The organism is Streptomyces monashensis (assembly GCF_001866665.1).
In the GTDB taxonomy this organism is placed as follows: Bacteria; Actinomycetota; Actinomycetes; order Streptomycetales; family Streptomycetaceae; genus Streptomyces; species Streptomyces monashensis.
This window is the reverse complement of record NZ_MLYO01000081.1, coordinates 1-24,411: the sequence shown is the minus strand read 5'-3', so window position 1 is coordinate 24,411 and position 24,411 is coordinate 1. Positions and strand designations below refer to the sequence as shown.

24 protein-coding genes and 5 pseudogenes are annotated in these 24,411 nt (G+C 69.7%); 10 read left to right on the top strand and 19 right to left on the bottom strand.

The window, feature by feature from the left end:
* The first annotated feature begins 150 nt into the window (after window positions 1-150).
* The 3 genes and pseudogenes from BIV23_RS38670 to BIV23_RS54170 all read left to right on the top strand — a co-directional run.
* Window positions 151-840 (top strand): hypothetical protein, encoded by a 690-nt coding sequence (locus BIV23_RS38670; protein ID WP_071385677.1) that lies wholly within the window; start codon window positions 151-153, stop codon window positions 838-840.
* A gap of 128 nt (window positions 841-968) precedes the next feature.
* A pseudogene (locus BIV23_RS54175) lies at window positions 969-1,025 on the top strand (hypothetical protein); the annotation flags it as partial.
* A gap of 178 nt (window positions 1,026-1,203) precedes the next feature.
* Window positions 1,204-1,449: pseudogene (locus BIV23_RS54170) on the top strand (MmyB family transcriptional regulator); the annotation flags it as partial.
* Window positions 1,450-1,561: 112 nt separating this feature from the next.
* Here the strand turns inward: BIV23_RS54170 and BIV23_RS38665 are convergent.
* The 5 genes from BIV23_RS38665 to BIV23_RS49950 all read right to left on the bottom strand — a co-directional run bounded on the left by BIV23_RS38665 (window position 1,562) and on the right by BIV23_RS49950 (window position 4,846).
* Window positions 1,562-2,008 (bottom strand): GNAT family N-acetyltransferase, encoded by a 447-nt coding sequence (locus BIV23_RS38665; RefSeq protein WP_071385676.1) that lies wholly within the window; start codon window positions 2,006-2,008, stop codon window positions 1,562-1,564.
* Between the two features lie 108 nt (window positions 2,009-2,116).
* Window positions 2,117-2,725 carry a mycothiol-dependent nitroreductase Rv2466c family protein gene (locus BIV23_RS38660; protein ID WP_177240203.1) on the bottom strand — a complete coding sequence of 203 codons (609 nt, stop codon included), beginning with the start codon at window positions 2,723-2,725 and terminating at the stop codon, window positions 2,117-2,119.
* A 377-nt stretch (window positions 2,726-3,102) separates the two neighbouring features.
* Window positions 3,103-3,255 carry a hypothetical protein gene (locus tag BIV23_RS50865; protein ID WP_177240197.1) on the bottom strand — a complete coding sequence of 51 codons (153 nt, stop codon included), beginning with the start codon at window positions 3,253-3,255 and terminating at the stop codon, window positions 3,103-3,105.
* A gap of 39 nt (window positions 3,256-3,294) precedes the next feature.
* Window positions 3,295-3,792, bottom strand: coding sequence for an integrase core domain-containing protein (locus tag BIV23_RS47620; protein ID WP_079173678.1), 498 nt, complete (start codon window positions 3,790-3,792; stop codon window positions 3,295-3,297).
* A 796-nt stretch (window positions 3,793-4,588) separates the two neighbouring features.
* Complete coding sequence (locus BIV23_RS49950; protein WP_143079208.1) at window positions 4,589-4,846, bottom strand: hypothetical protein; 258 nt, start codon at window positions 4,844-4,846, stop codon at window positions 4,589-4,591.
* Window positions 4,847-5,362: 516 nt separating this feature from the next.
* Between BIV23_RS49950 and BIV23_RS38650 the strand changes: the two genes are divergently transcribed.
* Entirely contained in the window at window positions 5,363-5,878 is a 516-nt protein-coding gene (locus BIV23_RS38650; protein ID WP_079173677.1) for an EF-hand domain-containing protein, read from the top strand.
* A gap of 516 nt (window positions 5,879-6,394) precedes the next feature.
* Here the strand turns inward: BIV23_RS38650 and BIV23_RS38645 are convergent.
* Window positions 6,395-7,117 carry a LysR family transcriptional regulator gene (locus tag BIV23_RS38645; RefSeq protein ID WP_245790849.1) on the bottom strand — a complete coding sequence of 241 codons (723 nt, stop codon included), beginning with the start codon at window positions 7,115-7,117 and terminating at the stop codon, window positions 6,395-6,397.
* Here BIV23_RS38645 and BIV23_RS38640 point away from each other — a divergent pair.
* On the top strand, window positions 7,104-7,556 hold the full coding sequence (locus BIV23_RS38640; protein WP_245790848.1) for an SDR family NAD(P)-dependent oxidoreductase: 453 nt from the start codon (window positions 7,104-7,106) through the stop codon (window positions 7,554-7,556). The two genes, BIV23_RS38645 and BIV23_RS38640, sit on opposite strands and share 14 nt — an antisense overlap.
* A gap of 814 nt (window positions 7,557-8,370) precedes the next feature.
* On the opposite strand, the gene BIV23_RS38635 is transcribed toward BIV23_RS38640, so the two are convergent.
* Window positions 8,371-8,703, bottom strand: coding sequence for a hypothetical protein (locus tag BIV23_RS38635; protein WP_071385672.1), 333 nt, complete (start codon window positions 8,701-8,703; stop codon window positions 8,371-8,373).
* An 86-nt stretch (window positions 8,704-8,789) separates the two neighbouring features.
* Window positions 8,790-9,047: pseudogene (locus BIV23_RS49230) on the bottom strand (ATP-binding cassette domain-containing protein); the annotation flags it as partial.
* A 16-nt stretch (window positions 9,048-9,063) separates the two neighbouring features.
* On the opposite strand from BIV23_RS49230, the pseudogene BIV23_RS38630 reads away from it, so the two are divergent.
* Both BIV23_RS38630 and BIV23_RS38625 read left to right on the top strand, forming a co-directional pair.
* Window positions 9,064-9,888 (top strand): annotated as a pseudogene (locus tag BIV23_RS38630) (polyprenyl synthetase family protein); the annotation flags it as partial.
* Window positions 9,889-10,308: 420 nt separating this feature from the next.
* Window positions 10,309-10,722, top strand: a complete 414-nt coding sequence (locus tag BIV23_RS38625) for a hypothetical protein (RefSeq protein ID WP_245790847.1) — start codon at window positions 10,309-10,311, stop codon at window positions 10,720-10,722.
* A gap of 169 nt (window positions 10,723-10,891) precedes the next feature.
* Here BIV23_RS38625 and BIV23_RS38620 read toward each other — a convergent pair whose 3' ends face one another.
* From BIV23_RS38620 to BIV23_RS38605, 4 genes are all read right to left on the bottom strand, one after another.
* A complete protein-coding gene (locus tag BIV23_RS38620) occupies window positions 10,892-11,260 on the bottom strand; it encodes a hypothetical protein (protein ID WP_071385670.1) in 369 nt (122 codons plus the stop codon).
* A 609-nt stretch (window positions 11,261-11,869) separates the two neighbouring features.
* Complete coding sequence (locus BIV23_RS38610) at window positions 11,870-12,307, bottom strand: VOC family protein (RefSeq protein WP_071385668.1); 438 nt, start codon at window positions 12,305-12,307, stop codon at window positions 11,870-11,872.
* A 442-nt stretch (window positions 12,308-12,749) separates the two neighbouring features.
* Window positions 12,750-12,962, bottom strand: coding sequence for a hypothetical protein (locus tag BIV23_RS49945; RefSeq protein WP_143079206.1), 213 nt, complete (start codon window positions 12,960-12,962; stop codon window positions 12,750-12,752).
* A 263-nt stretch (window positions 12,963-13,225) separates the two neighbouring features.
* On the bottom strand, window positions 13,226-13,840 hold the full coding sequence (locus tag BIV23_RS38605; protein WP_143079205.1) for a hypothetical protein: 615 nt from the start codon (window positions 13,838-13,840) through the stop codon (window positions 13,226-13,228).
* A gap of 391 nt (window positions 13,841-14,231) precedes the next feature.
* Here BIV23_RS38605 and BIV23_RS50860 point away from each other — a divergent pair, with 391 nt between their 5' ends.
* Complete coding sequence (locus tag BIV23_RS50860) at window positions 14,232-14,531, top strand: nucleoside 2-deoxyribosyltransferase domain-containing protein (protein WP_177240196.1); 300 nt, start codon at window positions 14,232-14,234, stop codon at window positions 14,529-14,531.
* Between the two features lie 204 nt (window positions 14,532-14,735).
* Here the strand turns inward: BIV23_RS50860 and BIV23_RS50855 are convergent, their stop codons facing one another.
* From BIV23_RS50855 to BIV23_RS38590, 3 genes are all read right to left on the bottom strand, one after another.
* Window positions 14,736-14,873 (bottom strand): hypothetical protein, encoded by a 138-nt coding sequence (locus BIV23_RS50855; RefSeq protein WP_177240195.1) that lies wholly within the window; start codon window positions 14,871-14,873, stop codon window positions 14,736-14,738.
* Between the two features lie 692 nt (window positions 14,874-15,565).
* Complete coding sequence (locus tag BIV23_RS38595) at window positions 15,566-16,588, bottom strand: transposase (RefSeq protein ID WP_245790846.1); 1,023 nt, start codon at window positions 16,586-16,588, stop codon at window positions 15,566-15,568.
* A 157-nt stretch (window positions 16,589-16,745) separates the two neighbouring features.
* Window positions 16,746-17,777 carry an aromatic ring-hydroxylating oxygenase subunit alpha gene (locus BIV23_RS38590; protein WP_177240194.1) on the bottom strand — a complete coding sequence of 344 codons (1,032 nt, stop codon included), beginning with the start codon at window positions 17,775-17,777 and terminating at the stop codon, window positions 16,746-16,748.
* Window positions 17,778-17,963: 186 nt separating this feature from the next.
* On the opposite strand from BIV23_RS38590, the gene BIV23_RS38585 reads away from it, so the two are divergent.
* A complete protein-coding gene (locus BIV23_RS38585; protein ID WP_071385664.1) occupies window positions 17,964-19,502 on the top strand; it encodes a flavin-containing monooxygenase in 1,539 nt (512 codons plus the stop codon).
* 169 nt (window positions 19,503-19,671) lie between these two features.
* On the opposite strand, the gene BIV23_RS38580 is transcribed toward BIV23_RS38585, so the two are convergent.
* Together BIV23_RS38580 and BIV23_RS52720 are read right to left on the bottom strand one after the other, a co-directional pair.
* Window positions 19,672-20,268, bottom strand: a complete 597-nt coding sequence (locus BIV23_RS38580; RefSeq protein ID WP_071385745.1) for an isochorismatase family protein — start codon at window positions 20,266-20,268, stop codon at window positions 19,672-19,674.
* A 171-nt stretch (window positions 20,269-20,439) separates the two neighbouring features.
* Window positions 20,440-20,700: pseudogene (locus tag BIV23_RS52720) on the bottom strand (FAD-dependent oxidoreductase); the annotation flags it as partial.
* A gap of 342 nt (window positions 20,701-21,042) precedes the next feature.
* On the opposite strand from BIV23_RS52720, the gene BIV23_RS38575 reads away from it, so the two are divergent.
* Window positions 21,043-21,531, top strand: coding sequence for a transposase family protein (locus BIV23_RS38575; RefSeq protein WP_079173673.1), 489 nt, complete (start codon window positions 21,043-21,045; stop codon window positions 21,529-21,531).
* 135 nt (window positions 21,532-21,666) lie between these two features.
* On the opposite strand, the gene BIV23_RS38570 is transcribed toward BIV23_RS38575, so the two are convergent.
* Together BIV23_RS38570 and BIV23_RS38565 are read right to left on the bottom strand one after the other, a co-directional pair.
* The gene (locus tag BIV23_RS38570) at window positions 21,667-21,966 is read right to left on the bottom strand and encodes a hypothetical protein (protein WP_071385663.1); all 300 of its coding nucleotides are present in this window, start codon (window positions 21,964-21,966) and stop codon (window positions 21,667-21,669) included.
* Window positions 21,967-22,112: 146 nt separating this feature from the next.
* Window positions 22,113-23,486 carry a Fic family protein gene (locus BIV23_RS38565; protein WP_071385662.1) on the bottom strand — a complete coding sequence of 458 codons (1,374 nt, stop codon included), beginning with the start codon at window positions 23,484-23,486 and terminating at the stop codon, window positions 22,113-22,115.
* Window positions 23,487-24,411: the final 925 nt, after the last annotated feature.

The window sequence follows — 24,411 nt, the reverse complement described above, 5'->3', positions numbered from 1 at the left end:
GACACGAAAGCCCGCCTCTCGGGTCGAGCGCGCGGCATTCCGCGCCCAGTGCCCAGCCCCGGACGTCCTCAGCCGGCGGTTCGGTGCTCCGGCGCCGCCAGACGTTCCGTCCGGCGGCGCCCCACCCATCCAGCAACGTACGGAGAAACCATGACCAGCCACCGAAAGTCACGCCTCACCAAGCAGTCCACCCTCACCCAACGCGCCGTACGTATCGGCCTGTTCGCGGCCGGGATCGCCGGAGTGGCCACCGCCGTCCCGGCGCAGGCCGCCATGGCCGTGTCCGGCGAGGTCGCGCACGCGGCCGTCGTGACCGACCACGTGTTCAGCCACGCCGACCGGGCGCATCACACGCAGGAGCGGGACGAGTTCACCGTCCGACAGTTCGGCACCGTGAACGCCACGGCCGTACGGAACCAGGCCGACGCCGTGTCCTCGGGCTGCTCGGCCGACGACCACTGCCGGTCGGTCGCGCTGTCGTTCCAGATCGTCACGGTCGCCGGGGTGCACACGCACCTGAACGCGGTGAACCTGAGCAACGCGGTGAACAAGGACTGCACGGGCTGCCAGACGCTGGCCGGCGCCTACCAGTTCGTCGTCTCGACGCCGACGCCGCTCACCCTGAACGCGAGCACGCAGCGGCAACTCGCCGGCGTCCACCGCCGGCTGGACGCCCTCACCCACTCCTCGCTCCCGGCCGCCGACCTGAAGAAGCAGGTCGACGATCTGGCCGCGCAGGTCACCGGCATCCTCCACAGCGCCGTCGCACACGCCCCGAAGCAGGAAGCCACGCCGACCGTGACCCTGCACCGTCACCTCGACGGCTGGCCCGGCCACTGACGGCCACAGCGCTCGCCGCCGCTGCCGTGCCCGCGACGCAACCGCGCGGGCACGGCAGCGACCCATCGACGTGCGGGTGAGCACATGCCGGCCTGGGCCGTGTCAGAGAGTTGGCCGCTCTGGCCGGCGTGAGCGTGGACTACTACATCCGGATCGAGCAGGGGCGGGAGACCGCGCCCAGCGACGCGGTACTGGGCGCGTTGGCCCGGGCCCTGCGGCTCACCGCCGACGAGCACGCCCACCTGCTCGGCCTCGCCGACCAGGTCGCTGGGCGGACACCACGGCGCTGGGGCGGCCGACCCACGGCCGGCCAGCCCTGGCCTGCGGCTGCTGCTGGAGTCGGTCCGGCCCAGCCCGGCGTATGTGCTCGACGACGTCAACGACGTGCTGGCCGCGAACCCGGAAGGCCTTGCGCTCATGCCCGGGCTCAGCGACTGGCCGCCCGCACAGCGCAACACGATCCGGTACACCTTCCTGCATGCGGCCGCGCGCGCCCTTTTCGCCGACTGGGACCGGGTGGCACGCAACAGCGTCGCGCACCTGCACACCGCCGAACTGATCGCCCCCTGGCGGACTGCCGCGCTGGTCGCCGAACTGGCAGCGAACAGCGGCGAGTTCGCCGCTCTGTGGCGTCGGCACGAGATCCGCGAAGGGCCGCATCTGGTTCTGACCTGCAGCGGAACCAGCTGGTGTGTGGTTTCTGCGGCGCGCTTCACGCGGATCACGACTGGCTGTGCTCCCCATCGAGCAGGCCGATCTCGATCGCACGGGCCGGATCGTGCCAGATCCCCATCGCGGTTTTCATGGGCAGGAAACCGAGCCCGCTGTAGAAGGCCTCGGTACCCGGGCTGGCGTAGAGAATGATCTTCTTGTGGCCCTGGGCGAGTTCTACCAGCTTGCGCATGATGCGGGAGCCCAAGCCCCGTCCCTGGTGGTCGGGATGCACCGCCACATCGCCGATGTAGGCGCAGTCCACGCCGTCCGCGAGGGCCCGGCCCGCACCCACGAGCGCACCGTCGGCGTAGACGAAGCAGGCGAACATGCTGTTGCCGAACACCGTTGCCAGCGCCTCGGGAGGCTTGTCGCCCAACGGCGCCATCCGGTACAGATGCGCCAGCTCGTCGAAGTCCACGTCATCGGTGCGGTGCACCCAGGAATAGTCACCCATTGTTCGATCCCCACCTCGGCCGAGCCATCCGGTCCCGGCGTGAACAGACACCAACTGGCCGGCCGGGGGCGGACTTCCATCGGCCTCCGGCCCGCTCTCCCCGGCCACTCACTCGAAGCGCAGGCTGCCCGTCCGTTCCCGCTTCAGCTCGAAGAAGTCCGGGTGCGCCGAAAGGGTCCGCACCGCGTCGAAGAGCCGCGCCGCCTCCTCGCCCCGCGGGATGCTGTTCATCACCGGGCCGAAGAAGGCCGTTCCGTCGATGTGCATCGTGGGCGTGCCCACGTAACCGCCCGCCGCAGGATCCTTGCCCGCGTCGTGGCTGCGCTGGAGGGCAGCGTCGTACTCGGTCGAACGCGCTGCCTCCGCGAGGCCTCCGGGGAGCCCGAGGTCGCGCAGGGACTCGACGGCGACCGCGTCGAAGTCCTCCATCTTCTTGTGGTGAATGCGGGTGCCGAAGGCGGTGTAGAGGTCGCGGAGCACCTTCTCGGAGTCGTGCTCGGCCGCGGCCGCGGCGACGCGTACCAAGCCGAGGGAGCGGTCCACGAGGTCGCGGTACCAGTCGGGCAGTTCGTTGCCCTCGTTGTGGAGATACAGGCTCATGACGTGGAACCGGACGTCGAGGTCGCGCAGGGCCTCCACCTCAAGGATCCACCGCGAGGTGATCCAGGCGAAGGGGCAGGCGGGGTCGAAGTAGAAGTCAACCCGGGTCTGCGGCATGGATGATTCAGCTGTCACGACAGCGACGTTACGTGCCGATTGGGGCATGATTTAGATCCAATGCCGTGATAATTTCTTGGTCCACTTCGGCTACCCGGGGCATCGCTTTCCATCCGGTCAGGTGCGCTGCCGATGCTCTCCCACGCTCTGCTGGAGACTTGGCGCCGGGCACCGGGCCGGATGCTGACCCTGGCGGCGTGCGCGGCGCGATCGCCGCCTGCGCGACCTCGATGGCCGCGAGTCGTTCCACCAAGTCCTCGGCTCTGCCGAGCTCTTCCGGCGGGCTCCAGCCGCTGAGACAGCCGCCCGAGGCGGGGCCGCGGGCGTCTCCGGTCGCCTCGTGCGGCCGTTCGGCTGCCGGGTCTTGCGGCCGCTCCCTACGGCTGCCAGGCCAGTCCGATGTAGTCGCCTGGGATCTTCGCCGTGCGGGCGACGATTCCCGGAACGGCCGGGTCCAAGGTGTCGATGAATTCTTCCCCGGGACTCTCCGAGCCCCAGGCGGCACCGATGGCCGAGCCGATGCGCTCCACGAACGCGACTTTCCTGCCGCCCGCTCTCCGGCGACCGGCTCAACTGGCCGGTGAGCATCGGGAAGTGGGAGCTGTGGCGGCCTGCGTAGTTTGGCAACCGGGTCGCTGCTGCCGAGCCCGGGCCTTGACCCCTGATCTTGAACACGGGTTGTGCAGCTTCGGCCGGCGTAGGTGATGTTGTTCGGAGTGCTCGTAGGCGATGGGGCTGCGATGTCCGAGGCGGGAGTGGCGTCGGACGGTGTTGTAGCGGTGCAGCCGGCGGAATAGGTCGAGGCGGGCCTCGCGCTCGGTGTCCCAGGCCCGGCGACCTTGGAGGGTCTCCCGTTCGCAGGTTGCGTTGAACGACTCGGCGAGTGGGTTGTCCGCGCTGGAGCCGACCGCGCTCATGGACCGGGTGACGCCGGCTTCGCGGCAGGCGTCGGCGAAGGACCGGCTGCAGTACTGGGCCCCGTGATCGGTGTGCATCACGGCGCCGGCGAGGCTGCCGCGGGTCCGCTCGGCCGCTTTCAGGGCGTCGACGACGAGGTCGGCGCGCATGTGGCGGCGATCGTCCACCCGGCCGGGCGCCGTGAGCAGAGATCGATCACTGTCGTGAGACAGCGGAACGTCCCGCCGGCCAGCGGCAGATCAGTGATGCGGCCGACGTACTTCCGAATTACCTCGTCCGTGGTGAAGTTACGGCCCGTCAGGTGTCCGGTCCCTCGCCGTGGCGGGGTCCGGGATGGTGGTGCGATGCGTCCTGCGCAGGCGGAGACCGGCCGGCCCGATTGCCTGCATGACCCGGGCGCCCCGCTTGTGGTTCACCGCCTTGCCGTTCTCGCGGAGTCCAGCGGTGATCCCGGGGACGCCCGTAGGCGCCGTCCGAGGCGCCGTGGATCACGCGTATCCGGGCGGCGGGCTGAGGCGCCGGCAGCCTGGCGGGCCGCCCGCAGCGGTGCACTCCGACGCCGGTGACAGAAGTCGAGCGGGCGATGCCCAGGGTGCGGCACAACTGCTCCACGTCGTAACGGCGTTGGTGGTCCGCAACGAACTGGCAGCGGTCCACCAGCCCGTCTCCGAGGCGAAACAGCGGCCCGCCTTGCGCAGGATCTCCCGGCCTTCTTCAGCTCGGCGTTCTCCCGCCGCAAGGCAGCGACCTCGGCCTCCGGAGCCGACGGCGCCACCGGAACTGCCGGCGGCTCCGCCGCCCTACGGCCGGGTGGTGGCGCGCGCCGTCGCATCACTGCCGGTCCAGTGCCCGCGGCCTTGCCCGCGCCGGGTCGGTGCGCACCCGGGAGACCGCCTCAGACGGCTACCGCCGCGCGCTCGCATACGCCTGCCTATGGCCCGAGAGTTACGGCTCAATCTCCAGTTGGACCTCGTTACCGCCTCCGTGCAGGCCGGATGTGAGGCATTCCGTGGGCAGTTCGCGGGGCAGCCCGGTGATGGTCCGCTGTACGGGATGCCCATGACCACGTCCCTCGCTGACCCGGCCCCGCTGGATCACGACCAGGACTCCTGCGACGCGTAGGGTCGTGGCGCTGTCGTAGACGATCAGAGACGTGCCGCCGTCGGCGTACCGGACGGACTCCGTCCCGCTTCCGCCGGACACGGCGACACAGGAAGCAGCCGGTACGTCCGAGTTGAAGGAGCCGGTGGCGGGGACGGTATGCCCGTGGGCACCGCAGGTGTACGTGATGTCCGCGTGAACATGGGTCGGCCGGGCCAGGAGTGTGAGCGGCGGGTCATACCGGCTCTCACTATGCCCGATGCATCCGACGCTCCCCTCCTCTCCCGTCGTGGCCTGACCGGCCGGCGCCCACACCAACGACGATCCCGCCAGCATCACAGACCCCAGGGCCACTGCGACGCCACGCCTACCGAACATGTTCCCTCCCGTACGTCCTGCTCTCGTCAACGGCCTTTGGCTTACCCAGGGGCGCATCCCATGACCCGGCGTCTCGAAGCGCATGACCCGCGCGCGCCCGAGCCGTGCGCGGTCACAGGCGCCTGCACTCCCGTCGGGCTCCGTACGGCCGGCTGCGGTCGCATGAACGCTGGAACACGGCGGGTAGCAAGCGCCGGACGAGTCTCAGTCGAGCAGGAAACGAGCAGGAGGAGATCTTCAGTGAGCCGTACCAGCGCCGCAGCCGCCACCGTCGCGCGAGGGCGTATCTTCGCCATGATGGACGCGGACGGGGACGGGGTCATCTCGGCGCACGACTACCTCTCCAGGGTGGACCGGGCCGTCCAGGCCACGGGACGCTCGGAGGACGACCCGCTCGTCGTCGCCGCCCGCGCGGAAGCCCACAAGGCGTGGGGCGCGATGGACGCGAACGGCGACGGGAAGCTGACCTTCGAGGAATACGACGCATGGGTCGGCGCCGACAAGTTCGACAGCATCTGCCGGTTCGCTCTGGGCTCACTGTTCGACCTCGCTGACGCCGACGGGGACGGCGCCCTGGACAAGGCTGAATTCACGGTCCTGCGCACTGCGCTGAACAACGCGCCCGGGAACGCCGCCGCTGCCTTCGACGCACTGGATGCCGACGGCGACGGTTGGGTGGGTCGTGACGAATACCTGGCGTCGATCCGCGGCTACGTCGTCGGCGACGCCTCACCGATGGGCGAGGCCCTGTACTAGGCCCCATGCCGTTGCATGACGGGCCTGCGAGTTGAGGTCTTGTGATGAGGACGGCTTGTGCGCCGGTGCGGGTCGGTTGTGGCCAGACATGGTGTTCAGCCCGCGTGAGCTGGTAGTTGGACGTCTTGCGTGTCACGACTCGGGGCTGGCTGCGGAGCCGTCCGACGGGCAGAAACCGTTCGAGAAGGTCCTGCTCAAGCACACGATGGCCCTGACCAGGAGGCCAGGGGGAAAAGCTGCCCGGTGTGACGGTCACGCCGCGCCGGGCGGAGCACGGGGTTTCGCCGCGGCCACTCCTAAGTTCCGGGCCACCTCCACGATCGGCGGCACATGCGGGCCGGCGCACGCCAAGACGATCCGCGCCCGCAGAGCGAGTGCCTGGCCTGTCTTCGCCCGGCGTGTCCACCGAACCAACACCACACGCTCGTCCTCGGCCAAAAGCAACGGCTCCAGCCTCGGACCCCGACGAGGGACTGACGCACCAGCAGCAGAAGTCACACACCATCTGACGAACCACTACTGGCGCAGGAGACACCAGGCGCCGCGGAGCGCCGTGGTGGCGATGTCCAGGAAGGCCAGGACCAGCGGTTCGCGGGTGGTGGTGGGAGCCACCAGGCAGGCTTCCTCGGAGGGCAGGTCGGTGACCGGGACGTGGGTCAGGTCGGGGCGGGAGTAGGTGCGGGCGACGCTCAGTGGGACCAGGGCGATGCCGTGGCCGGAGGCGATCAGCTCGAACTTCTCCTCCGCGGAGGTGGTGCGGCGGCGGGTCGGGGTGTCCAGGACCGGCTCGCCCTCCAGGTCGGCCAGGGCCAGTTCCTGACGGCACGCCAGGTGATGGCTGGTCGGGAGGCAGGCCACCCGGGGTTCTCTGCCGATCGGGACGACGGACAGCCCCGTGTCGTCGAAGGGGCGGCGCAGGAAGCCGACCTGGGCGCGGCCGTCGCGCAGCGGGAGGTCCTTCTCCCACCAGCGCGCCGGGATGACGTCGATCTCCACCTCCGGGTGGTGCTCCCCGAAGGCACGGATCGCCTCCGAGACATGCAGCCCGGGGGAGAAGGCGACCAGCAGCCGCCGCACGCCTCGGTCGGCGTCCCGGACGCGCCGCAGCCCGGCCTCCACCGCCGCCAGGATGCCCTTCGCCTCCTCGTGCAGCTGATGCCCGGCCGCCGTCAGCTCCACCCGGCGCGTCGTCCGGTTCAGCAGCGTGCACCCCAACTCCCGCTCGATGCTCTTCGTCAACGCCGGCATCACCCACGGCGACCTGCCGATCGCCGACGTCCCCACGGAGATGTTCACCGACGTCATGGTCACCAACGCGCTGAGCCCGATGCGCGTCGTCGAGGCGCTGCGCCCGCTGGTCGTCGCGGACGGCACCATCGGCGTGATGTCCTCCCGGCAGGGCAGCCTCGCCCACAACACCCGCGGCGGCCAGGACGCCTACCGGGCCAGCAAGTCCGCCCTCAACCAGCTGATGCGCAGCTACGCCGCACGGTACGCCGACGCCGCGCACAGCCTGCTGCTGATGTGCCCCGGCCACGTCCGCACCGAACTGGGCGGTCCTGATGCACCCCTGACGGCTGATCAGGTCGTCCCCGGGATCGCTGACACCATCGACCGACACCGCGGCGAGCCGGGCCTGAAGTACCTCGACTACCAGGACCACACCATGCCCTGGTAGCCGCCGGCCCACCGGTGAGGTGGTGGTTCCTGGGTGCGTGCCCGTACCGGATGACTCGCCGCCCTGGTCGAGGCCGTGGTCAAGGTCCTCGCCCGTGCCCGACCGGAGCCCGCTCACTGCTCGGCCGCCGGTGCGCCGTCCTCTGCGCAGCAGCAGTTGCGCGACATCGCGGCCGAGGGCCGCGGCGAGATGTACTTCCGCGACGATGAGACTCGCTGATCGCGAGCGGGAAGCTGGTGGTCAGTTGCCGTCGCACGGGCTCGTTCATCGGCAACCTCCACGGCAGTGACCGCATCTGGGCAGAGCACCACGTTGTCCGTTCGCGGGGATGCGGGACACCGGAACCGGATGAGTCCGAACGTCGGCTGTCCGGTGTTCGGTTCTGTGCACGGTGCGGTTGTTCCTACGACTGCCGGCGGTGGTGTCCGCGGAGCAAGAGGCGTGCGGAAGCGCCGAGTTGGCGGTTGGGCCGGGCCGGGGGAGTGGGTGGCGTTGGCATGTGCACCGACGTCTTTGAGCGCTACCAGTTGTAGTATTGATGTTGCTGTGTGTAGTCGAGAGTCTGGGTGTGTTCGCGGTCGGCCGTGGCCGGCCCTCGTTCTTTGGGAAGGAACACCCATGTTTCGTGCTGCCCGCTTCCGTACCCGTCGTCTCGCCGTCGCTGTCGCCTGTGCCGCTCTGTCCGCCGACGCGGCCCTCGCCGCTCTCCGGCGGGCGCGAGTGCCGCGCCGAACGTGAGCGTGTCGTGCTCGGCGTCCGGCGAGACCCACTTCAGTCCTGGCGTGCAGCTGTGGCCGCGTCAGCAGCACGTCTCCTACCAGGGCCAGGATGGCCAGTGCAACGACAACACCGAGGCCAGTATCGCTAGCGCGCGGATTACGGCCGACTTCGACGGCGTGACTCTCCCGTGTCGGCTGTCGAACTCCGCGGACTGGGAGGTGGCGAGGAACATCATGAATCCGATGATCAGCGCCAGGGAGTGCAGGGCCCCTGTGAGCTGGATGAGGATGTTGCCGTCGACGGTGATGGTCCGGTCGGCCGCACGCAGGAAGAAGGGAACGGGCGTCTTGGCGCTCACGGTGTAGGCGAGGGAGAGCCAGAGGGGGATGAAGAAGACGACCAGGGCCAGCGCGAGGCGGTTGCGCAACTGCGCGAGGACGGCGAAGCGGACCGCGGTGACAAAGCACAGCCATACTCGCCCCCACGGGTAGTGCCGGCGAGCTGCCTAGCGTCGTGCAGGGACCCGCCTGTGAGCTGGTATACGGCATCGAGGCGTTCGGTGTCGTAGGCGAGGTGGGAGACCACCAGGACCGAGCAGCCGCTCTCCCGCAGAGTTCGGGCGACGTCCCAGAACCGCAGGTATGTCTCCCAGTCGAAGCCTTGATAAGGCTCGTCCAGGAGCAGCAGCCGGGGGCTGTGCATGAGCGCGAGGGTGAGATTCAGTTTCTGGCGGGTGCCGGCGCTGAGCGTGTGGACCCGCTGATGGCGGTACACCCCCCTCGCGGCGGCGATGGAACTGATGCACACCGGTTCACTCATCGTGGACGACGTGCAGGACCGGGCGATCCTGCGGCGTGGCCGGGCACCCGCGCATGCCGTCTTCGGGATCGCCACCGCCGTGAACGCCGGAACCGCGGCGTACTTCACCTTCGACCAGGCCCTTCGGTACACGGTTCCCGGTGATGTCGTATTGCGTGCCGCCGTCACGGAGACCTGCCTGGGCGTGCTGCGCTCGGCCCACGCCGGCCAGGGCCTGGACCTGGAAGGGCACCGCGCGGAGATGGACGCCGCGGTGGCGGCAGGCTGCGGCCGTGAGGTACAGCATTTGGTCCGGCTGACGCACCGGTTGAAGTCGGGCGCGCCGGTGCGCGCGTGCATGGAGACGGGAGCACTGCTCGCCGGCGCCGGTGAGGACGTGCAGGCCGCTCTCGGGGCGTTCGGGGAGGCGGTGGGAGTTTCCTACCAGGTCATCGACGACGTCCTGGACCTCGACGGCGTGGTACGCGGAGGAACGGCGACCAAGCGGGCGGGAGAAGACCTGTTCAACGGGAAGGTCACCATGCCGCTGGCCCACGCCGTCGACCTGCTTGGGAAGGCCCGCATGACGCACTTGTGGAAAGGGCTGCGCGACGGCCGGGCGGGCAGACGGCGGGTCGCCAAAGCAGCGGAGACCCTGCGCGCCTGCGGCGCCTTGGACGCAAGCCGGAGCGAGGCGTTCACGAGACTGCGAGGCGCGTGGCAACGCGTGGAGGACCTGGTCGAGGATTCGCCGAAAACCCGAGCGCTATGGACGCTGGCCCACCAAGCTGTCAGTCGGCAGCTCAGTGCCTGAGCATCGCGAAGTACGAAAGGAACAAAGCCCCATCGACCTCCCGGACACCGGGCCCCACTGACCCACCCCACTGCGGTGCGACGCTCGGGATACCTCAAAGGTCCGCCGGATGGAGGCAGGAGGCGCGAACACGGCTGTCACGACTGCAGTGGCGGCGCATCCGCGATACACCTACGGTCGCGGCGACCGCTGAGCGCAGGCGCTGCCGTGCGAGGACTGCGGGCAGCAGCGTTCGGCCGGGCTGTGCGAGGCGTGCGGCTACCGGCGCCGGATCGAGGCCCTGGTCCTGGAGGCCGGGATGGTCGCGGCCACCTGGGCGGCCGACCTGACTGACCCGGCGACGTCGCCGCCGTCACCGCTGACGTCCGCGCGACGCTGGAGGCCGACATCGAGGCCGCCCTCGGGTAGTTTCTTGAGCTGATGGAGCCGGGCGAGCTGGAGGCAGACCCGGTCGCGGCGGCCTCCGTGCTTGCCTTCAACGCCCTCCAGTCGGTGCAGCAGGCCCTACCGAAATACCGCAGCAGCGCCCTGGGGCGGCCGGGCCGTACCGAGGAAGCCGAGGCGGAAGCCCGCCGGGCGTACAAGACCGAACAGGGCCGCCGCTGGTACAAGCACAACCCGAACGGTGCGGACGCCGTCGCCGCTGCGACGAAGGCCGCCGACGCTGCCCGGGAGCGCACGGCCGAATACCTGCTGGCGACGCGGCTGGAGCAGTTGCGCGAGCAGACGGCGGTCCGCACCGAGCAGGCCGCGGCCGCGACGTGGGCGGCCCGGCTGACCGAGCTGGCCGCGCGCCCGCTGGACGGCGAGCCGGCCGGGACGGTGATCGCGTGAGCGGCGAACTGAGCGGGGTCGACCTCGCGCGCCAGGCCCTGGTCGCGGCCCGTCAGGCTGCGAAGAAGAACGGCGGCGCCCGCAAGGAGAAGCCAAAGCGACGCACCAGTGGTGCGGCACGACGGCCGGGAGCCGCTCGAGCTGAGCACCCCACGGCACCGGTCAGTCGTCATTCCGAGGGGCAGTTGTCCCACAGCTGGGAGAGCTCCCGGGGGATTCCGACGCAGCCGCCGCTGAACGGGGCAGCGCTGTGGCTGTAACCCCAGGGCCGGCCGTCCCGGAGGATGAAGTACTTGCGCGCGCTGCCGTCGTCCTGGATGCCGACCTGCTCCTGGTGCGTCGCGCCCGGGGTGAGTTCGAAGGCGGTCGCGGCGTACCGCGTGTCCCCGCACTGCCCGTACAGGAACTGCCCCGGGCGCGGTTTGATGTGGCGGAAAAGGGAGTTGTGGCTGGTGTACGCGCGGGTGACCGCCGTCTTGACCGCTGCTGTCGCGACCAGGTTCCGGCAGCCGGCGATCTTCGCAGACGCAGCCGTCACTGTCTGACCATCGCCTGCAGCCGCGGCTGCCGCCGGCTGAGCCCCGCCTGGAGCCGCTGCAGCCGAACCGCCCGCATGAACCGAACCAGTCCCAGAACCAGTACCGGTACTACTGCACGCGCCGAGCAGAAACACGGCGGACAACGCGACAGCGGCCGAAGCCATCGCGCGAGGCTTAGTAGAACGCATCAGAACCGATCCCCCCAGAAAGAGCAGATGACGTGGAAACAGGCAGGTCACGCCTATCCCGTGCATGCCATCCTTTCGACCGTTCTCGACAACAATCTCCCCGTCCCGTCACAGCCCTGCAACGACAAACCGCACTTCCTGGGGTCGACGGGCTCACAGCCATGCACGCCATCCGCGACGCCTTCACCGGCACCCCATGGCGCCCACCCACAGCCTGACCACGGACGCCTTCGCCCGGCTGCGGAAGGACTCGGCGTGGGCTCGTTGGCCCACCGGCTCCCTGCACGACATACAACGAGCCGTCGCCTCGCTCGGCCACTGCGACCCGCCGTCGCTGTCCAAGCACGGCAGCATGCCCGCGATCGAGGGCACAGCCGAGACCTGGGCGGCCTGGGGCGAGCGCTGGATCCTTCGCTCGACTCAACCGGCCGGTGGGGGTTCTTCGCCGAAAACCCAGGGCGCCAGCACGACCTGCCAGCCGTCCGGGTCCTCGAAGAGAACGGCGCTGTGTTCCGGCCAGTAGGGGTTCGCGGCGGGGACCGGGCTGTACCCGAAGTCGGTGAGCCTCCTGGTGGCGACCGCGACGGCTTCGGGGCCGCGAAGGTAGAGCACCAACTGGTTCTCCGGGTGCGGCTCGGGGATGCGGGGTGGGTCGCCGTGCTGCAGCAGTTCCATGTGCACCGGGGTGCCTGGCAGGCCGAGGACGACGCCGTCGTAGCCCTGGTGGCCGCGCCATTGGGCGAGCACCGGCAGGCCGAGGACGTCACGGTAGAAGACGAGGACCTCGTCGTACTTCGCGGTCGGCCGGGCGAAGCGGACCGCTCCGACGTCGAGGTGGCTGGGCCAGGAGTGCGCCATGGGACGATCCTGCCACGCCCTCAGCAGGAGCCGAATCGGGACGTGTGACGGGAGGCCGGAGCTTCGCTTGTTCGGCGGTGTGAATGGGTGGTGCGGTGGCGGCGGTTGGTTGTCAGCGGGTGGCTGTGGCCGGGTACGTGGCGGGGTAGCTGTGCTTCTTGTGCACGGTGGTTCCTGGCGGTCTCTGTTGGCTGCGTCGGCTCCAGCGGGGAGCAGCCGCTGTTACGGCTCCTTGGAGAGCGCGGGCAGGTGGTGCCATGCGTGTGCGCAGGTGGCCTTGCAGTAGGTCTGCCTGCACCGGGTGTCGGCGACGGCGAACGCGAGACGAGTACGAGGAACGCGTTCACGTGCTCGTCGGCGGGCACGTGGGCGAATCCGTAGCCGGGCGGGTCCATGCAGATCGTCACTGAGAGGTTGGCCGTGGGCTTCACCCCGGACCGCGTCACCCCCGCGCGGCCGTCCGCTGCCGTGATCTGCGCTTGCATCGCGTAGCCGGCGACGTCCCGCAGCACACCTCCTGCCGGCGTGCCGGGGAGAGGCTGGAGAACCGGGCTGCCCCGTCGTCCGAGGAGCGGAGCTCCTGGGCGATTTCGTCGACGACCCGCTCGGTCTCGCGCCGGAAGGAGCCGCCGCCCGCACTGCTCGTTTCGGCCATCTCTTGATCGTCCCAACCCGCTCCGCCGGCGCCCGCTTGTCTTGTCGCTTGTCGCCCGCAGGACAAGGACACGTCCGTGCCTACCGTGGGAACGAAAACCACGTCTGACCTGCGAGCCGACAAGCGACAAGACAAGACAAGGGATCTGCTGCAGGTTTGGGTGACGAGATGTCACCCGATCGTGCAGCAGACCCTACGCCGTGGAGAGGTCGCTCTTCTTGAACACCACGGTTCGAATGCCTGCCCCAACACCCCGCCGAACATCACCCGTCGAAGTTGGACCAGAAGATCCCGATGCCCGTACCACTCTCGTCCCGACCGACCAGGATGCTGTTCGACGTGAAGTCGCAGGTGGGGAAGACCAGGGCATTCGCGCCGCTCGCCGGGTCGACAACGACATCGAGCACCGGGGTCCGGGAGCCGGCGTCCTGCTGCGCCTCGAACTCGGCCACGGCCTGGGCCACGGGGTCCTCGCCCCCGGCAAACCCGGCGGTCCGTTGAAGAGCCCCGCCGATGACCAGGTTGTCCGGGGTGCTGGAGTAGATCGCGGACGCATCCTCGCTCAGCTGGTTGACGTCGTCCGACACCTCCTCCCAGCTCGCACCTATCAACGCCTCCGGGGTGGCACCGCCGGCGACCAGCGCGACCGCGGAGACGGCCGCGCCTCGCTCGTCGTCCCAGTCGAACGCCAGATACACCTCGTGCAGCCCGTCGGCGACGTCGTCGAACGTGAAGAAGTCCCCGCCGTCGAGCCCGCACACCGCAATCTCCCCGCGGCTCAACAGCCGCCCGGCCAGCGTGAACTCGCCCAGGTACCCGGGCTCCCCCTCCGGATCGTTCGCCTTCAAAACCGCTTCGATCGCTTCAATCGTCTTCATGCCGGTGAGTGTGCCATCCCCCACCGACAGGCCCGGACCAAGCGGACAGCAGCCGACACGGACCGGGCCCAACTTGGACACGAGGGCGCCCTTCCGCGGGCTGAACGAGCGGCGATAGAAGGACAATGATCCGGAGGATCTCCTGCTTCGCTAACCGGGGATCCGGTGCTAAAGGTGGCAATGCGTGCGCAGGAACGGCCCAGCAGCAATGCGCTCCGGCTACCCGGCCATTCCTGCCGAACTCCCTTATTTCGTCGCAGAGGTAAGCGTGAGGAGGGAGATCGCCCTCATGCCCTGCGCTGGAGTTCTCCACGCGCTCGATCTACGCCTTTCACGTCGTCGCGCCCTCCCTGCCCGGGTACGCCTTCTCCGGCCCGACTCGCGAGCGCGGTTGGGGCGTCAGCCGCACCGCCCGCGCCTGGGCTGGGAGTACGAGCACCTGCGCATCGCCGACGTCATCCTGTTCTGGTTCTGCTCGGGCGCCGTCCAGCCCATCGCCCTGTACGAGCTGGGAGCCCATGCCGCCCGTGGCACCCGCCTCGCGGTCGGCGTACACCCCCACTACCCGCGCAGCCTGGACGTGGTGGAACAACTGCGGCACGTGCGCCCGGACGTGACGGTCCATGAATCTCTTCAGGCAACCCTCCGCGCGGTTGCGGCCCTTCTGCCAGCTGCACCCCCGCGGCGCTGAGAACCTGTCTCTGAGCCTTCGCCATCCTCGAACGTGCTGGTCAGGGGCTGGTGTGACGCGCGGTCGGGGTGCTTGCGCTGGTCGTGGGCGGGAGTTGGCAGTCTTGATCGTCTGGCGGATGGCAGCGGTGCGGCTTCGCCGGATCCTCTGCGTCGCGAGCTCGGCTGCCCAGGTCGGGCGGCGAGGCCTTCTGCGTTGCAGCGGTCAGCCGCCGCTGAAGTCGCCCGGTCCGTGCACTGCGGCTGGCTGGGCCAGGCCGCCGGTGACGTCGCCCGGTCCGTGGTCGTGCGTGAACCCGAGCCCGGCGACCGCGAACCCGGCCAGCGCGACTGCGGCCACCATGCTTCGGAACAGCGTCGAACGCTTCATGAATATCCCGTTCTGTGGTGGCGAGGGCTCCAGTGTGCGCAATGGCTGGGGCGGACGAAACGGCTCCGCCGACCGTGTCCAATCGGAAGCCTTGGGGCGGCAGTTGGTGGCGGGCGGGACTGGCATGTCCGCACATGCCGCCACCACAGGCGCTCTCACCCTGAGTGGCCGTTAGGTCGACCAAGTGTCACCTAACTCGAAAAGTCGCAGGGGGCGGCCCGGTGGTGAAGTCGCCCCGGGGTCATCGGGAAGCGCAAAGCCAGGTGCAGCGCCGCACTGCCCACACGTGACCCTCGGCGGGGTGGTGGCCCGTTTAAGATGATATAGCCCCGCTTTTCGGATGTCTGGGGTGAAGTCGCTAAATTCCCTCCGGTGCTCAGACCACGCTGGGAGAGCAATGAGTATGTGAGCCCAGGAGAAAGGACCGCACGTGAAAGCACGCACGCTGCTTGCTTTCGGGGCCGCCGCGGCTGGCCTCGCCACCAGCCTCTTCGTTGCCGCGCCTTCCGCGACTGCCGCACCCACCTCCGGAACCGGAACCGCTGTTGTCGCTGTGACCCCCACGGTGGCCGCCGCCAATTGCAGCACATGGTTCGACAACGCCGGACCCGGCGGCGCTGGCCGAGCCCACGCGAAGTGCCCCGGCGTCTACGTGCAAATCACGATCACCTGCGTAGACGGACAGCGGAACACCAGTGCCTGGCGCTATGGCTATGCCAAGGCCGAGTGCTCGTACGGCGTCGACTGGGAGAGCGCCGTCTACCGCACCAAGTGATCCTGAGCCGCTCGGCATAGAAGCCAATGCGGGCGGTGTTGGACAGCTGGTTGCTGTCTCTCGCAGGCAGCAACCACGCCGCAGGGGCTGCAATTGCCGAGGAGGAGGACGGCGGCCCACCGTCGTCGGCGGTGCGCCGGCGCAGGCGGCCTGCCGCGTCGCGGTAGTAGTTCTGCGCGATGATCTGCCGCAGGGCCTCGGCTTGCGGGCCGGGCCGGTAGCCGCTTCCGTGCTGGTGGAGGAGTTCCAGCAGTCGGCAGGCGTCGTCGTCGGCGGCAAGGATCCTGGTCTTGGGCCGGGTGGGGTTCTTGCCCAGACGGACCGGACGGCCGCAGCGACGCCCCCAGTCCTCGTCGACCGGGCCGACCAGCAGGTGCCCGGCCGTGCGGGCGACTTCTTCCAGCGCGGCACGAACCGCCTCGGTGACCGGTTCCAGCCGGGTCAGGTCGCGTACCGCGGCCAGGACGTGGGTGGAGTCGGTGCGCTGCGTGGTGCGCTCGCGTACGAGTCCGGCCTCCTTCAGGCGGGGGAGCGCCAGATCGAGAAGACGGTCGGCGCGGCGGTCCCGAGTGAGGCGCTCACGGAAGTCGGCGAGCACACTGTGGTGGAAACCGGGATCGTCCAGCTCCATCGCCAGGGCGTACTTGAAATCGATGCGGCAGCGAACCGCTTCCGCCGCCTGGCGGTCCGACAGCCCCAGCACGAACTGCAGCACGCGGACGGTGGCCAGCTGGGCGGGCGACAGACCCGGACGGCCGTCGCGCGGGTAGCAGCCGGCGAAGTCCTCGTCGTCCCACAGCCCGTCCAGCCGGTCCCGCACCCACATCGCCGTCGTACCGTCCGGGTTGCTCGCTCGCGCGATCTGCGCGGTCAGAGACGGGACTTGCTCACCGGAACGGGACCGGAGGGACAACGCACACCCCAACAGCTGCATCGGCCTGCGGAACAGACCCGATCACGCCCGTCGGTCATGTCGCTGCACCGGGAAACTCCAAGATCCCCGTCAGAGTCACGCCAGCCCTTCCCAATCGCCGAGGCCGGGGCGCACAGACAGGCGGGGGCGCGCAGGTTCAGGGCCTGGAGGGTGCCGGGTAGAACTGGCGGGCCCAGTGGCGGAACAGGCCGATGGCTTCGTCGCTCGCCGCGAGGCGGGGCTGCGGCTCGTAGCGTTTGGTGTTCCAGATCCTCAGGTCCTGATGGACCTTGCCGACCGCGGTGCGCAGCATCGCGCGGGCGAAGGCCCGGTGCAGGCCACGTCGTGGGAGCGACGCTTCAGCGGCGTCCTGCTTGTGGATGTCCGCACAAGCCGCCGCGACCAGCATGCGGGTGCGCCGGGGGCCGGTCGGTGTGTGCATGGCCCACAGGTAGCTGACGAGTCCGAGCGAGGGCAGCGGGAGTTCGACCCGGAGATATCCCAGCCCCGCCATGAGGAACGTGTGGTCGGCCTGGATCTTCTGTTTGAGGGCGGGAGGCCGGTCCGGCCCGAGTCGCAGACGCATGCGCAGGAGCGGGCCTTGGGTCGCCGGCGGGTCGAGTTCCTGCATGGCCACGTGGTGCAGGACGGGCAGATGCCGGTAGTCGAGGGCGTTCTCGATGATCTCCTGGGCGTAGGTGTGCACTTCCGTGCTCCAGGCTGCCGTCGGAACGACCCCGGCCTGGGCGGTGCCGGGGACTTCCCAGCCGGGTGGAGCGCCGTCCGGTTCGTACCAGGCGAAGAGGAAGCCGTTGTGCTCGCTGATGGTGTGGTGCTGCAGGCGGGCGCGCGGTGGCGGGCCGTCGGGCGTGCCGACGCAGGTGCCGTCGGGGGCGAAGGCGAAGCGGTGGAAGGGGCACACCAGGTTCTGGCCATGCACGGTGCCGCCCGCCCCGAGATGAGCACCCAGGTGTGGGCAGTAGGGATGCACTGCGCGGGGCCGGCCGTCGCGGGTGCGGTAAAGAACGACGTCCTCGTCCATGAAGCGGCGGGTCAGGACACTGCCGGGGGCCAGTTCTCGTGACCGCGCCAGGCAGAACCAGCCACTGGGGTAGGGCAGATGCCGTCCCGGCTCGTCAACGGCGGCGTGTCGACCACGAGACGTGGGCAGTTCGTCCCTCATCGTCATGGCCGGCAGCCAAACACAGGCAATCGCACCGAATTCAGCCCACCCGGCAAGATCACTCATATGAGGTATCCAGCGGTCGTATCACCATGAACGATCACGGATAACACTACGATCGGTCGCTCTGGGTAAACAGTTGGAGCGGTTCGGCATCAGCGCCGGGACGCTCACGAGCCAGACGGGGGACCGATGGCCGACGCCAGTATGGACAACCATCGCCATGAAGCGGAAGTCGTCGTCATCGGGGCCGGCCTCTCCGGCGTGGCCGCCGTGATCGCGCTGCGCCGGGCCGGCTTCGACAACGTCGTTGTGCTGGAGAAGTCCCATCGCCTCGGCGGGACTTGGCGCGACAACACCTATCCCGGATGCGGCTGCGACGTACCGTCGGTCCTCTACGAATACTCCTTCGCACCTCACTCGTGGAGCCGGGGCTTCGCCGACCGGTCCGAGATCCTCGACTACCTCGACACCACCGCGGCAACGCACGGCGTGGACAAGTCGATCCGCTACGGCACCGAGGTGCTGAGCATCCGCTGGCAGCCGGGAGCGCACCGCTGGAACCTACAGACCACAACGGGCACATACACCGCCCGCGCCGTGATCGTCGCCACCGGCCCCTGGCATCGCCCCCGCCATCCCGACATCCCCGGCCTCAGCACCTTCCCCGGCACCGCCTTCCACTCCGCCCGGTGGAACCACGAAGTCGACCTGACCGGACGGCGCGTCGCAGTGGTGGGCACCGGAGCGTCCACCGTCCAGTTCCTGCCCGAGATCCAGCCGAAGGCGGCTCATGTCGACGTCTTCCAGAGCACACCACAGTGGGTACTCCCGAAACCCGACTACCCTCTCCCTCCGGGTCTCCACCGCTTCTTCGAACACCACCCGGCAACACGCCGTGCACTACGCGGACTGCACCACTGGACCCAGGAAGCCATCGGCGTACCCCTGCGTCACCCCCACCTGCTGCGGCCCTTGGAGTCCCTGGCCCGCCTCCACCTGCGTACGTCGGTACGGGATCGAGCCCTGCGCCGGGCCCTTACTCCTGACTACCGCCTCGGCGGCCGCCGTCTGATCACCTCGGCCACCTACTACCCCGCCCTCACCCGGCCCAACGTGCGGCTGCACCCCACCCGCGTGACCACCGTGGAGGGCTCCGACGTCATCGGCGCCGACGGCACCCGCACCCACGCCGACATCATCGTCCTCGCGACCGGATACCACATCGGCGACATCCCCCTGGCCCCCCATCTGCACGGCACCGACGGCTCATTGGCCCAGGCCTGGGCCGACAACCGCCGTGCCTACCTCGGCACCAGCGTCAGCGGATACCCCAACCTCTTCCTGCTCATCGGCCCGAATCTCCTCACCGGCACCACCGCCGTCCCCACCGTCCTCGAAGCCCAACTCCGCTACATCACCACCGCCCTCAACCACCTGCGCACCAGCGGAGCGACCGCACTGGATGTCAAGCCCGAGGCGGAAGCAGCCCACCAGCAGGCCCTGCACAAGGCACTGCGCAACACCGTCTACAACGCTGCCGGCGGCACCGGCTACTACTTCGGCCTCCCGGGCATCAACACCTTCTGCTGGCCCTGGTCGACGGGCAGGCTCGTCAAGCGCCTGCACGCCTTCGACCCAGAGCTCTACTCCTGGGCGCTGCCGCTGCCGGCCCAGACCCGTGCCAAGCGCGATCGAATGCCGGCCAGCCCGTCGAGCCGACTCCAATAGGTCCCGGTCACACCCCCGTCGACGGCGCGGTAACGAGGTAGAACTGGCGAATTCCGGCGGCGCCAGGCGCTAAAAGGCCCGGCGTCCGTGGCCAGGCTGCGCCGCCGTTCCGATGCCACACGGTGTCGCAGAACCCTGAGCGACCCTCCCCCCGGGAGACCCGCAGAGGTCAGCCGTCGAGGACGACGGGTTTGCCGGTGAGTGTGACGCCGGCCTGGCGTAGCTCCTCGATGGCGTGGTCCGTGGTGTCGGTGGCGACACCAGCGGTGTAGTTGAGCAGAACCCGTACGGCGAAGCCGGCTTTCGCACCGTCCAGCGCGGTGGCCTTCACGCAGTGGTCGGTGGCGATGCCGACGACGTCGACGGCGCCGACGCTGCGCGCGCGAAGCCATACGGCCAGGGACGTGCCGTCCTCGGCCGAGCCCTCGAAGCCGCTCTTCGAAGCGGAGTGCGCACCCTTGTAGAAGACCTCGTCGACGGCACCGGAGGCGGCGGTCTGCGCGAAGTGCGGGTGGAAGGTGCTGCCCTCGCTCCCGGCCACGCAGTGCACGGGGAAGGAGTTCTGGTAGTCCGGGTGGTCGGAGAAGTGGGCGCCGGGATCGATGTGGTGGTCGCGGGTGGCGACGATGTGCGCGTACTTGCTGCCGGCGGAGCGTTGGACCATCTCGGCGATGGCGCGGGCCCGGTCGGCGCCGCCCTTCACCGGGACGCTGCCGCCCTCGCAGAAGTCCTTCTGCACATCGACGACGATCAGAGCACGACGCACAGCGCAATCCCTTCCTCGCGGGAACCCGTGCTCGTATGCCTGCCCGACTGCTGCGAACGGACGCATGGCGGGCCCGTGATTCACCCGACCGGCCCAGTCGGCGCACGTGCTCGGCGCAGCGAGGCTGTGGCGCACGGCCTCGCCCCCGTACTCGAACATCTGCCGCTCGTAGCTGTCGACTGCGGTGAAAAGATCTTGACGGCCCTCGGTGGCCTCGATCAGGCAGCGGCCCAGCAGGTCGGCATCGCGCAGGGCGGTGTTCGCGCCGTTGCCGCCGGTCGGAGAGGTGGCGTGGATGGCGTCACCGAGCAGCGTGACCGGACCGGGTGCCCAGCGCTCACCTGGCTCGACCACCCCGATGGACAGCAGGGTGCTGGTGTCCGGGTAGGCCTGTTCGATGAGCGCCTGCAGCTCCGGGTGCCAGCCTTTCATCCTGGACAGTGCGGCCTCCTGCGCCGTCAAGGTGCCGAGAGAGCCGTTCGGCGGGAGGAGCATGGCCCAGCGCACGTAGTCATGGATGTCAGGGAGCGTTACTGGAATCGGTCCTTGGCCGCGAGGAGCTGATCCGCCGGTTCACCGCGCTGCCGGCCGACATGTTTCCGCAGACCCGGCGTTACGCCGCTGAGCTCACCTCTGGCACCGGACACGACCGGTTCGAGTTCACCCTCGGACTGATAACGGACAACCTCCCCCAGCCCCGGCCGGCGCCGCTGCCAGGCCGGACATCAGCGCCCGGTCCCTGCCGCGATCATGAACGGCCGTGGCTGATGCGTCGTGTTCGACGACGAGTTGGTGGTCGTGCGGGCCCGGACGGCCGCGGAACGGGTTGCGTGTCCAGTGTGCGGAACGGCGTCGGTCCGGGTGCACAGCCGGTACGTCCGCCGGCTTGCCGACAGCGCGTTCCGCGGGTGTCCGGCGCTGATCGACTTACGGGTCCGGCGGTTCCGCTGCGCTCAACAGGACTGCGCGCAGGCGACGTTCGCGGAGCAGGTCGACGGACTGACGTTCCGGCATGGCAGGCGTGGCGCCGGGATGCAGGCGGTGCTGGACCGGGTGGCGGTGATGGCGGCCGGCCGGGCCGGTTCCCATCTGGGCCAGGTGCTGGCCGCCAAGGTGAGCCGCTCGACCCTGTTACGGCTGATCCGCCGCCTGAAAGGCCCCGAGAGGGTCACACCCCGGGTGCTCGGGGTGGACGAGTTTGCGCCGCGCAAGGGCCACATCGGCGCCGAGACCGGGTTCTGCACAGGGCAACGGAACCGGTGACCCGTCCTTCACGTCGGCGATCTGAGTGCCGTAACTGCTTGCGGCCCTCATCGAGGGTAGTCCGCGCTCCTCCCCGAGGAGGCGCGTGTTGCGGCGACAGCGGCGTGGATTTCGGCTGCCGAGCGTCCTGATCCGTCATGGTGCGTCGAAGTCCGAGCGGGGCCGGACCTCCACGACGAAGTCCGCATCGTCCGTCTCGCCCGCCTCGTCGTGCCAGAGGAAGACACGCACGTGCATCGCGTGGTGGAGGCCGGTCCTCTCCCACTCGGTCATGAGGTCGGCGACGATGCGGCTGATGGCGTGCTTGGCGCCCTCGTCCGTGTCGGCGGCGGTTATCACGCCGTGCCATTGTTCGGGGTCGCTGCCGTACGGGAGCCAGCCCTCGGAGCCGTGCGGCTCGAACACCCGGTAGGCCCAGTCCGTATTGGTGTTCATAACATCGATCGTGTCACCGCAAGGAGCCTTGCGCGCCGTATCGGATCGACGACCTCGGATCGACGCCCGCCGAGCGCGGGTCGCCGGGCCGGGTGGGACGTAGCGGCTGGGGTCACCGGTCGGAGCGGGACGCGGCCGCGGGCCGTTCAGGCGGCCGGGTCGGTGGTCCTTCGCCGGGTCTCGCGCAGGTGGAGGTCGACGTAGCGGGCGAGGGTCAGCGCGTCCTGCGGCTCGTCGGCCTGGAAGGAGACACGGCGCAGCAGTCGCACGCAATCGAGCGCGACACCCTCGCGGGCCAGGACGAAGAGGAGGGTGAGGAGGGCGGAGCGGCCGTTGCCGTCGTCGAAGGGGTGGAAGAAACAGACGTCGAGGAACGCGCGTGCGGCCCGGGCGGTCAGCGGGAGGGGCCGGGCGGTGTCCTTTGCGCTCTCGGCCAGGCAGGCGTCGAGGCGGGCCTGGGTGTCCGGGCCGATGCCGTACCGTTCCCGGCCCCCCTTGGCGAAGGCGGCCAGGGTGCGCAACGGTGGTGGCCCGGGCGTACCCAGGACGTGTCGCTGCCAGCCCTGGATCAGGTCGAAGTCGAGCCGGGCGCCGCGCGCGGCGTCGGCCCGCATCAGCTCCAGGGCGGCGAGCAGACCCTGTCCGCGGGCGGGGTCCAGGATTGCGTCGAAGGTGCGGATCTCCTCCGCCGCTCCGTCGCGGGACGGCGTCACCGGTCCGTCACCGGTGCTGTTCTGGGCCTCCTGCCACGGCACGGCTTCCCGCACCGCGAGCCAGCGCTCCAGGTGGTCGGGCAGCGGCGACTCGGCGGCCCGGGCGTCCGCGTGCGGCCGCACGGAGGCCGCGAGCCGCTCGGCGATGTCCTCGACCAGTACCGGGTCGGGGCCGGTCCAGCTCTTGAACCGGCCGCCGATCGCCCGGTCCACCAGGAACTCGGCGTCGTCGGCCGCGACGCCCCAGCGGGTGAGGAACCAGCTGAGTACCTGATGGCAGTGCCCGTACCAGGCGCTGCCGCAGCCGGTGCGGTCGGTGACGTGCAGGATCAGGTTGTGGGCGGTGCGGTCCCACAAGATCCGCTGGTCGTCGATGTCGGCCAGGTCCAGCGGGTAGGCCTCGAATCGTGTGGCCAGGCTCTCCAGCCACGCGCGCCACTCGCGCAGCGCCGCGGTCACGCGATCGAGGGTCTCGGCCGGGGTGGTGACCGAGTGCTGGGGGCAGCACCAGCTGCCGACCGGCCCCCCGTCGAAGTCCCCTTCGTCGTGCGCCCACCGCCAGCCTGCGACCCAGGGGCCGTAGTGCTCGGCCAGGGCGTACGTCATGGCGTCGGACCAGGGTCTGGCCTCGTCCCAGCTCCACTCGTGCAGGGCCCGGTCACCCGGCGGTACGTCGGGGCGTCGGGGCACCCGCCCGGCCGGCCTGAGCGATCTCACCACCTGCGCCGCCGATTCTCCGTCGAACGGATGACGGGCGGGATCCACCTCTTCCCAGGTCAGATTGCGGGGGGACAGCTTCGAGATCACCGCGCAAGTCTCTCCGCCCACCAGCACGGGTTCAACCCGATTACCGGTCGGTCGCCCGAACGTTTGAACCGCGTCCCCCGGCCACTGGCGGCTGCGTCGGGCGGGTCGCGGTCGCCGCACGCTGCGCCGCACACGCGCGTGTACCGCCTGCCCGTGGACCGCTCCCGTTGCCCTCAGCACCTGCCTGATCGCCGCGACCCCCGGCTCATCGGCCCGCCCCACCGCCGACGGCCGTAGCCCCCCCGCCGTCCACAACACGGCGAGGGCGTCGGCGGCGCGGAAGCCCGGTAGGTGGGCGAGTGCCGGACGGATATCCCGGAGATGGAACCTCGAAGAGGCACTTGGAGGCGCGGTTCGCGGAGGCGCGGCGGTGGCCGGGGTTCTCCGAGTGCGGCCCGATCGAGGGCGGCAAGCCGGTGGTACCAGCGGTTCCGGGCGAGTTCCGCGGCATTCGAGCAGTACCGCGCCCAGGTGATCTTGTAGCCCCACGAACCGTCCTGCAGGTGACCGTACTTGTCCTTGCTGAACTTGTTCTTGCTGATGTCGGGCGTGTACTCACGGCCCGTCGTGACGGTCATACTGCCGATGACCTTGACGCTGGTGGTGGCCTTCGCCTTCGCCGGAAGGAAGTGCGCCACGCGCTGGTCATCCTCGCCGAACGCTCGCCGGGACGGCACCCACGTGCGGGGAGGCGCTGCGTCAGGCGGCTGAGGACGGCGTGCCTTGAGTGATCCTCTCGCCTCGCGGGGCTCCAGCGCCGTGTGAGCCTTCAGGGGAGGGGAGCCGGTCGTCGGCGACGCTTTGACTGTACGGGGACGACACGACTACGGGTACGTACCCGTACCCTGGGGGAGAGGAGAGGAGTCTGGAGATGCCTGACGCGAACGTTCGTATCCCTGAGGAGGCCAGGGACCGGCTCGCCGCT

Bases quoted from the DNA above. Each gene is read 5' to 3' on its own strand.
- BIV23_RS38670 (WP_071385677.1), top strand. From the start codon at position 151: ATGACCAGCCACCGAAAGTCACGCCTCACCAAGCAGTCCACCCTCACC.
- BIV23_RS38665 (WP_071385676.1), bottom strand. From the start codon at position 2,008: ATGGGTGACTATTCCTGGGTGCACCGCACCGATGACGTGGACTTCGAC.
- BIV23_RS38660 (WP_177240203.1), bottom strand. From the start codon at position 2,725: ATGCCGCAGACCCGGGTTGACTTCTACTTCGACCCCGCCTGCCCCTTC.
- BIV23_RS47620 (WP_079173678.1), bottom strand. From the start codon at position 3,792: ATGCGCGCCGACCTCGTCGTCGACGCCCTGAAAGCGGCCGAGCGGACC.
- BIV23_RS38640 (WP_245790848.1), top strand. From the start codon at position 7,104: ATGCTCTTCGTCAACGCCGGCATCACCCACGGCGACCTGCCGATCGCC.
- BIV23_RS38625 (WP_245790847.1), top strand. From the start codon at position 10,309: ATGGAGCCGGGCGAGCTGGAGGCAGACCCGGTCGCGGCGGCCTCCGTG.
- BIV23_RS38610 (WP_071385668.1), bottom strand. From the start codon at position 12,307: ATGGCGCACTCCTGGCCCAGCCACCTCGACGTCGGAGCGGTCCGCTTC.
- BIV23_RS49945 (WP_143079206.1), bottom strand. From the start codon at position 12,962: ATGGCCGAAACGAGCAGTGCGGGCGGCGGCTCCTTCCGGCGCGAGACC.
- BIV23_RS38605 (WP_143079205.1), bottom strand. From the start codon at position 13,840: ATGAAGACGATTGAAGCGATCGAAGCGGTTTTGAAGGCGAACGATCCG.
- BIV23_RS50855 (WP_177240195.1), bottom strand. From the start codon at position 14,873: ATGGTGGCCGCAGTCGCGCTGGCCGGGTTCGCGGTCGCCGGGCTCGGG.
- BIV23_RS38590 (WP_177240194.1), bottom strand. From the start codon at position 17,777: ATGACGATGAGGGACGAACTGCCCACGTCTCGTGGTCGACACGCCGCC.
- BIV23_RS38585 (WP_071385664.1), top strand. From the start codon at position 17,964: ATGGCCGACGCCAGTATGGACAACCATCGCCATGAAGCGGAAGTCGTC.
- BIV23_RS38570 (WP_071385663.1), bottom strand. From the start codon at position 21,966: ATGAACACCAATACGGACTGGGCCTACCGGGTGTTCGAGCCGCACGGC.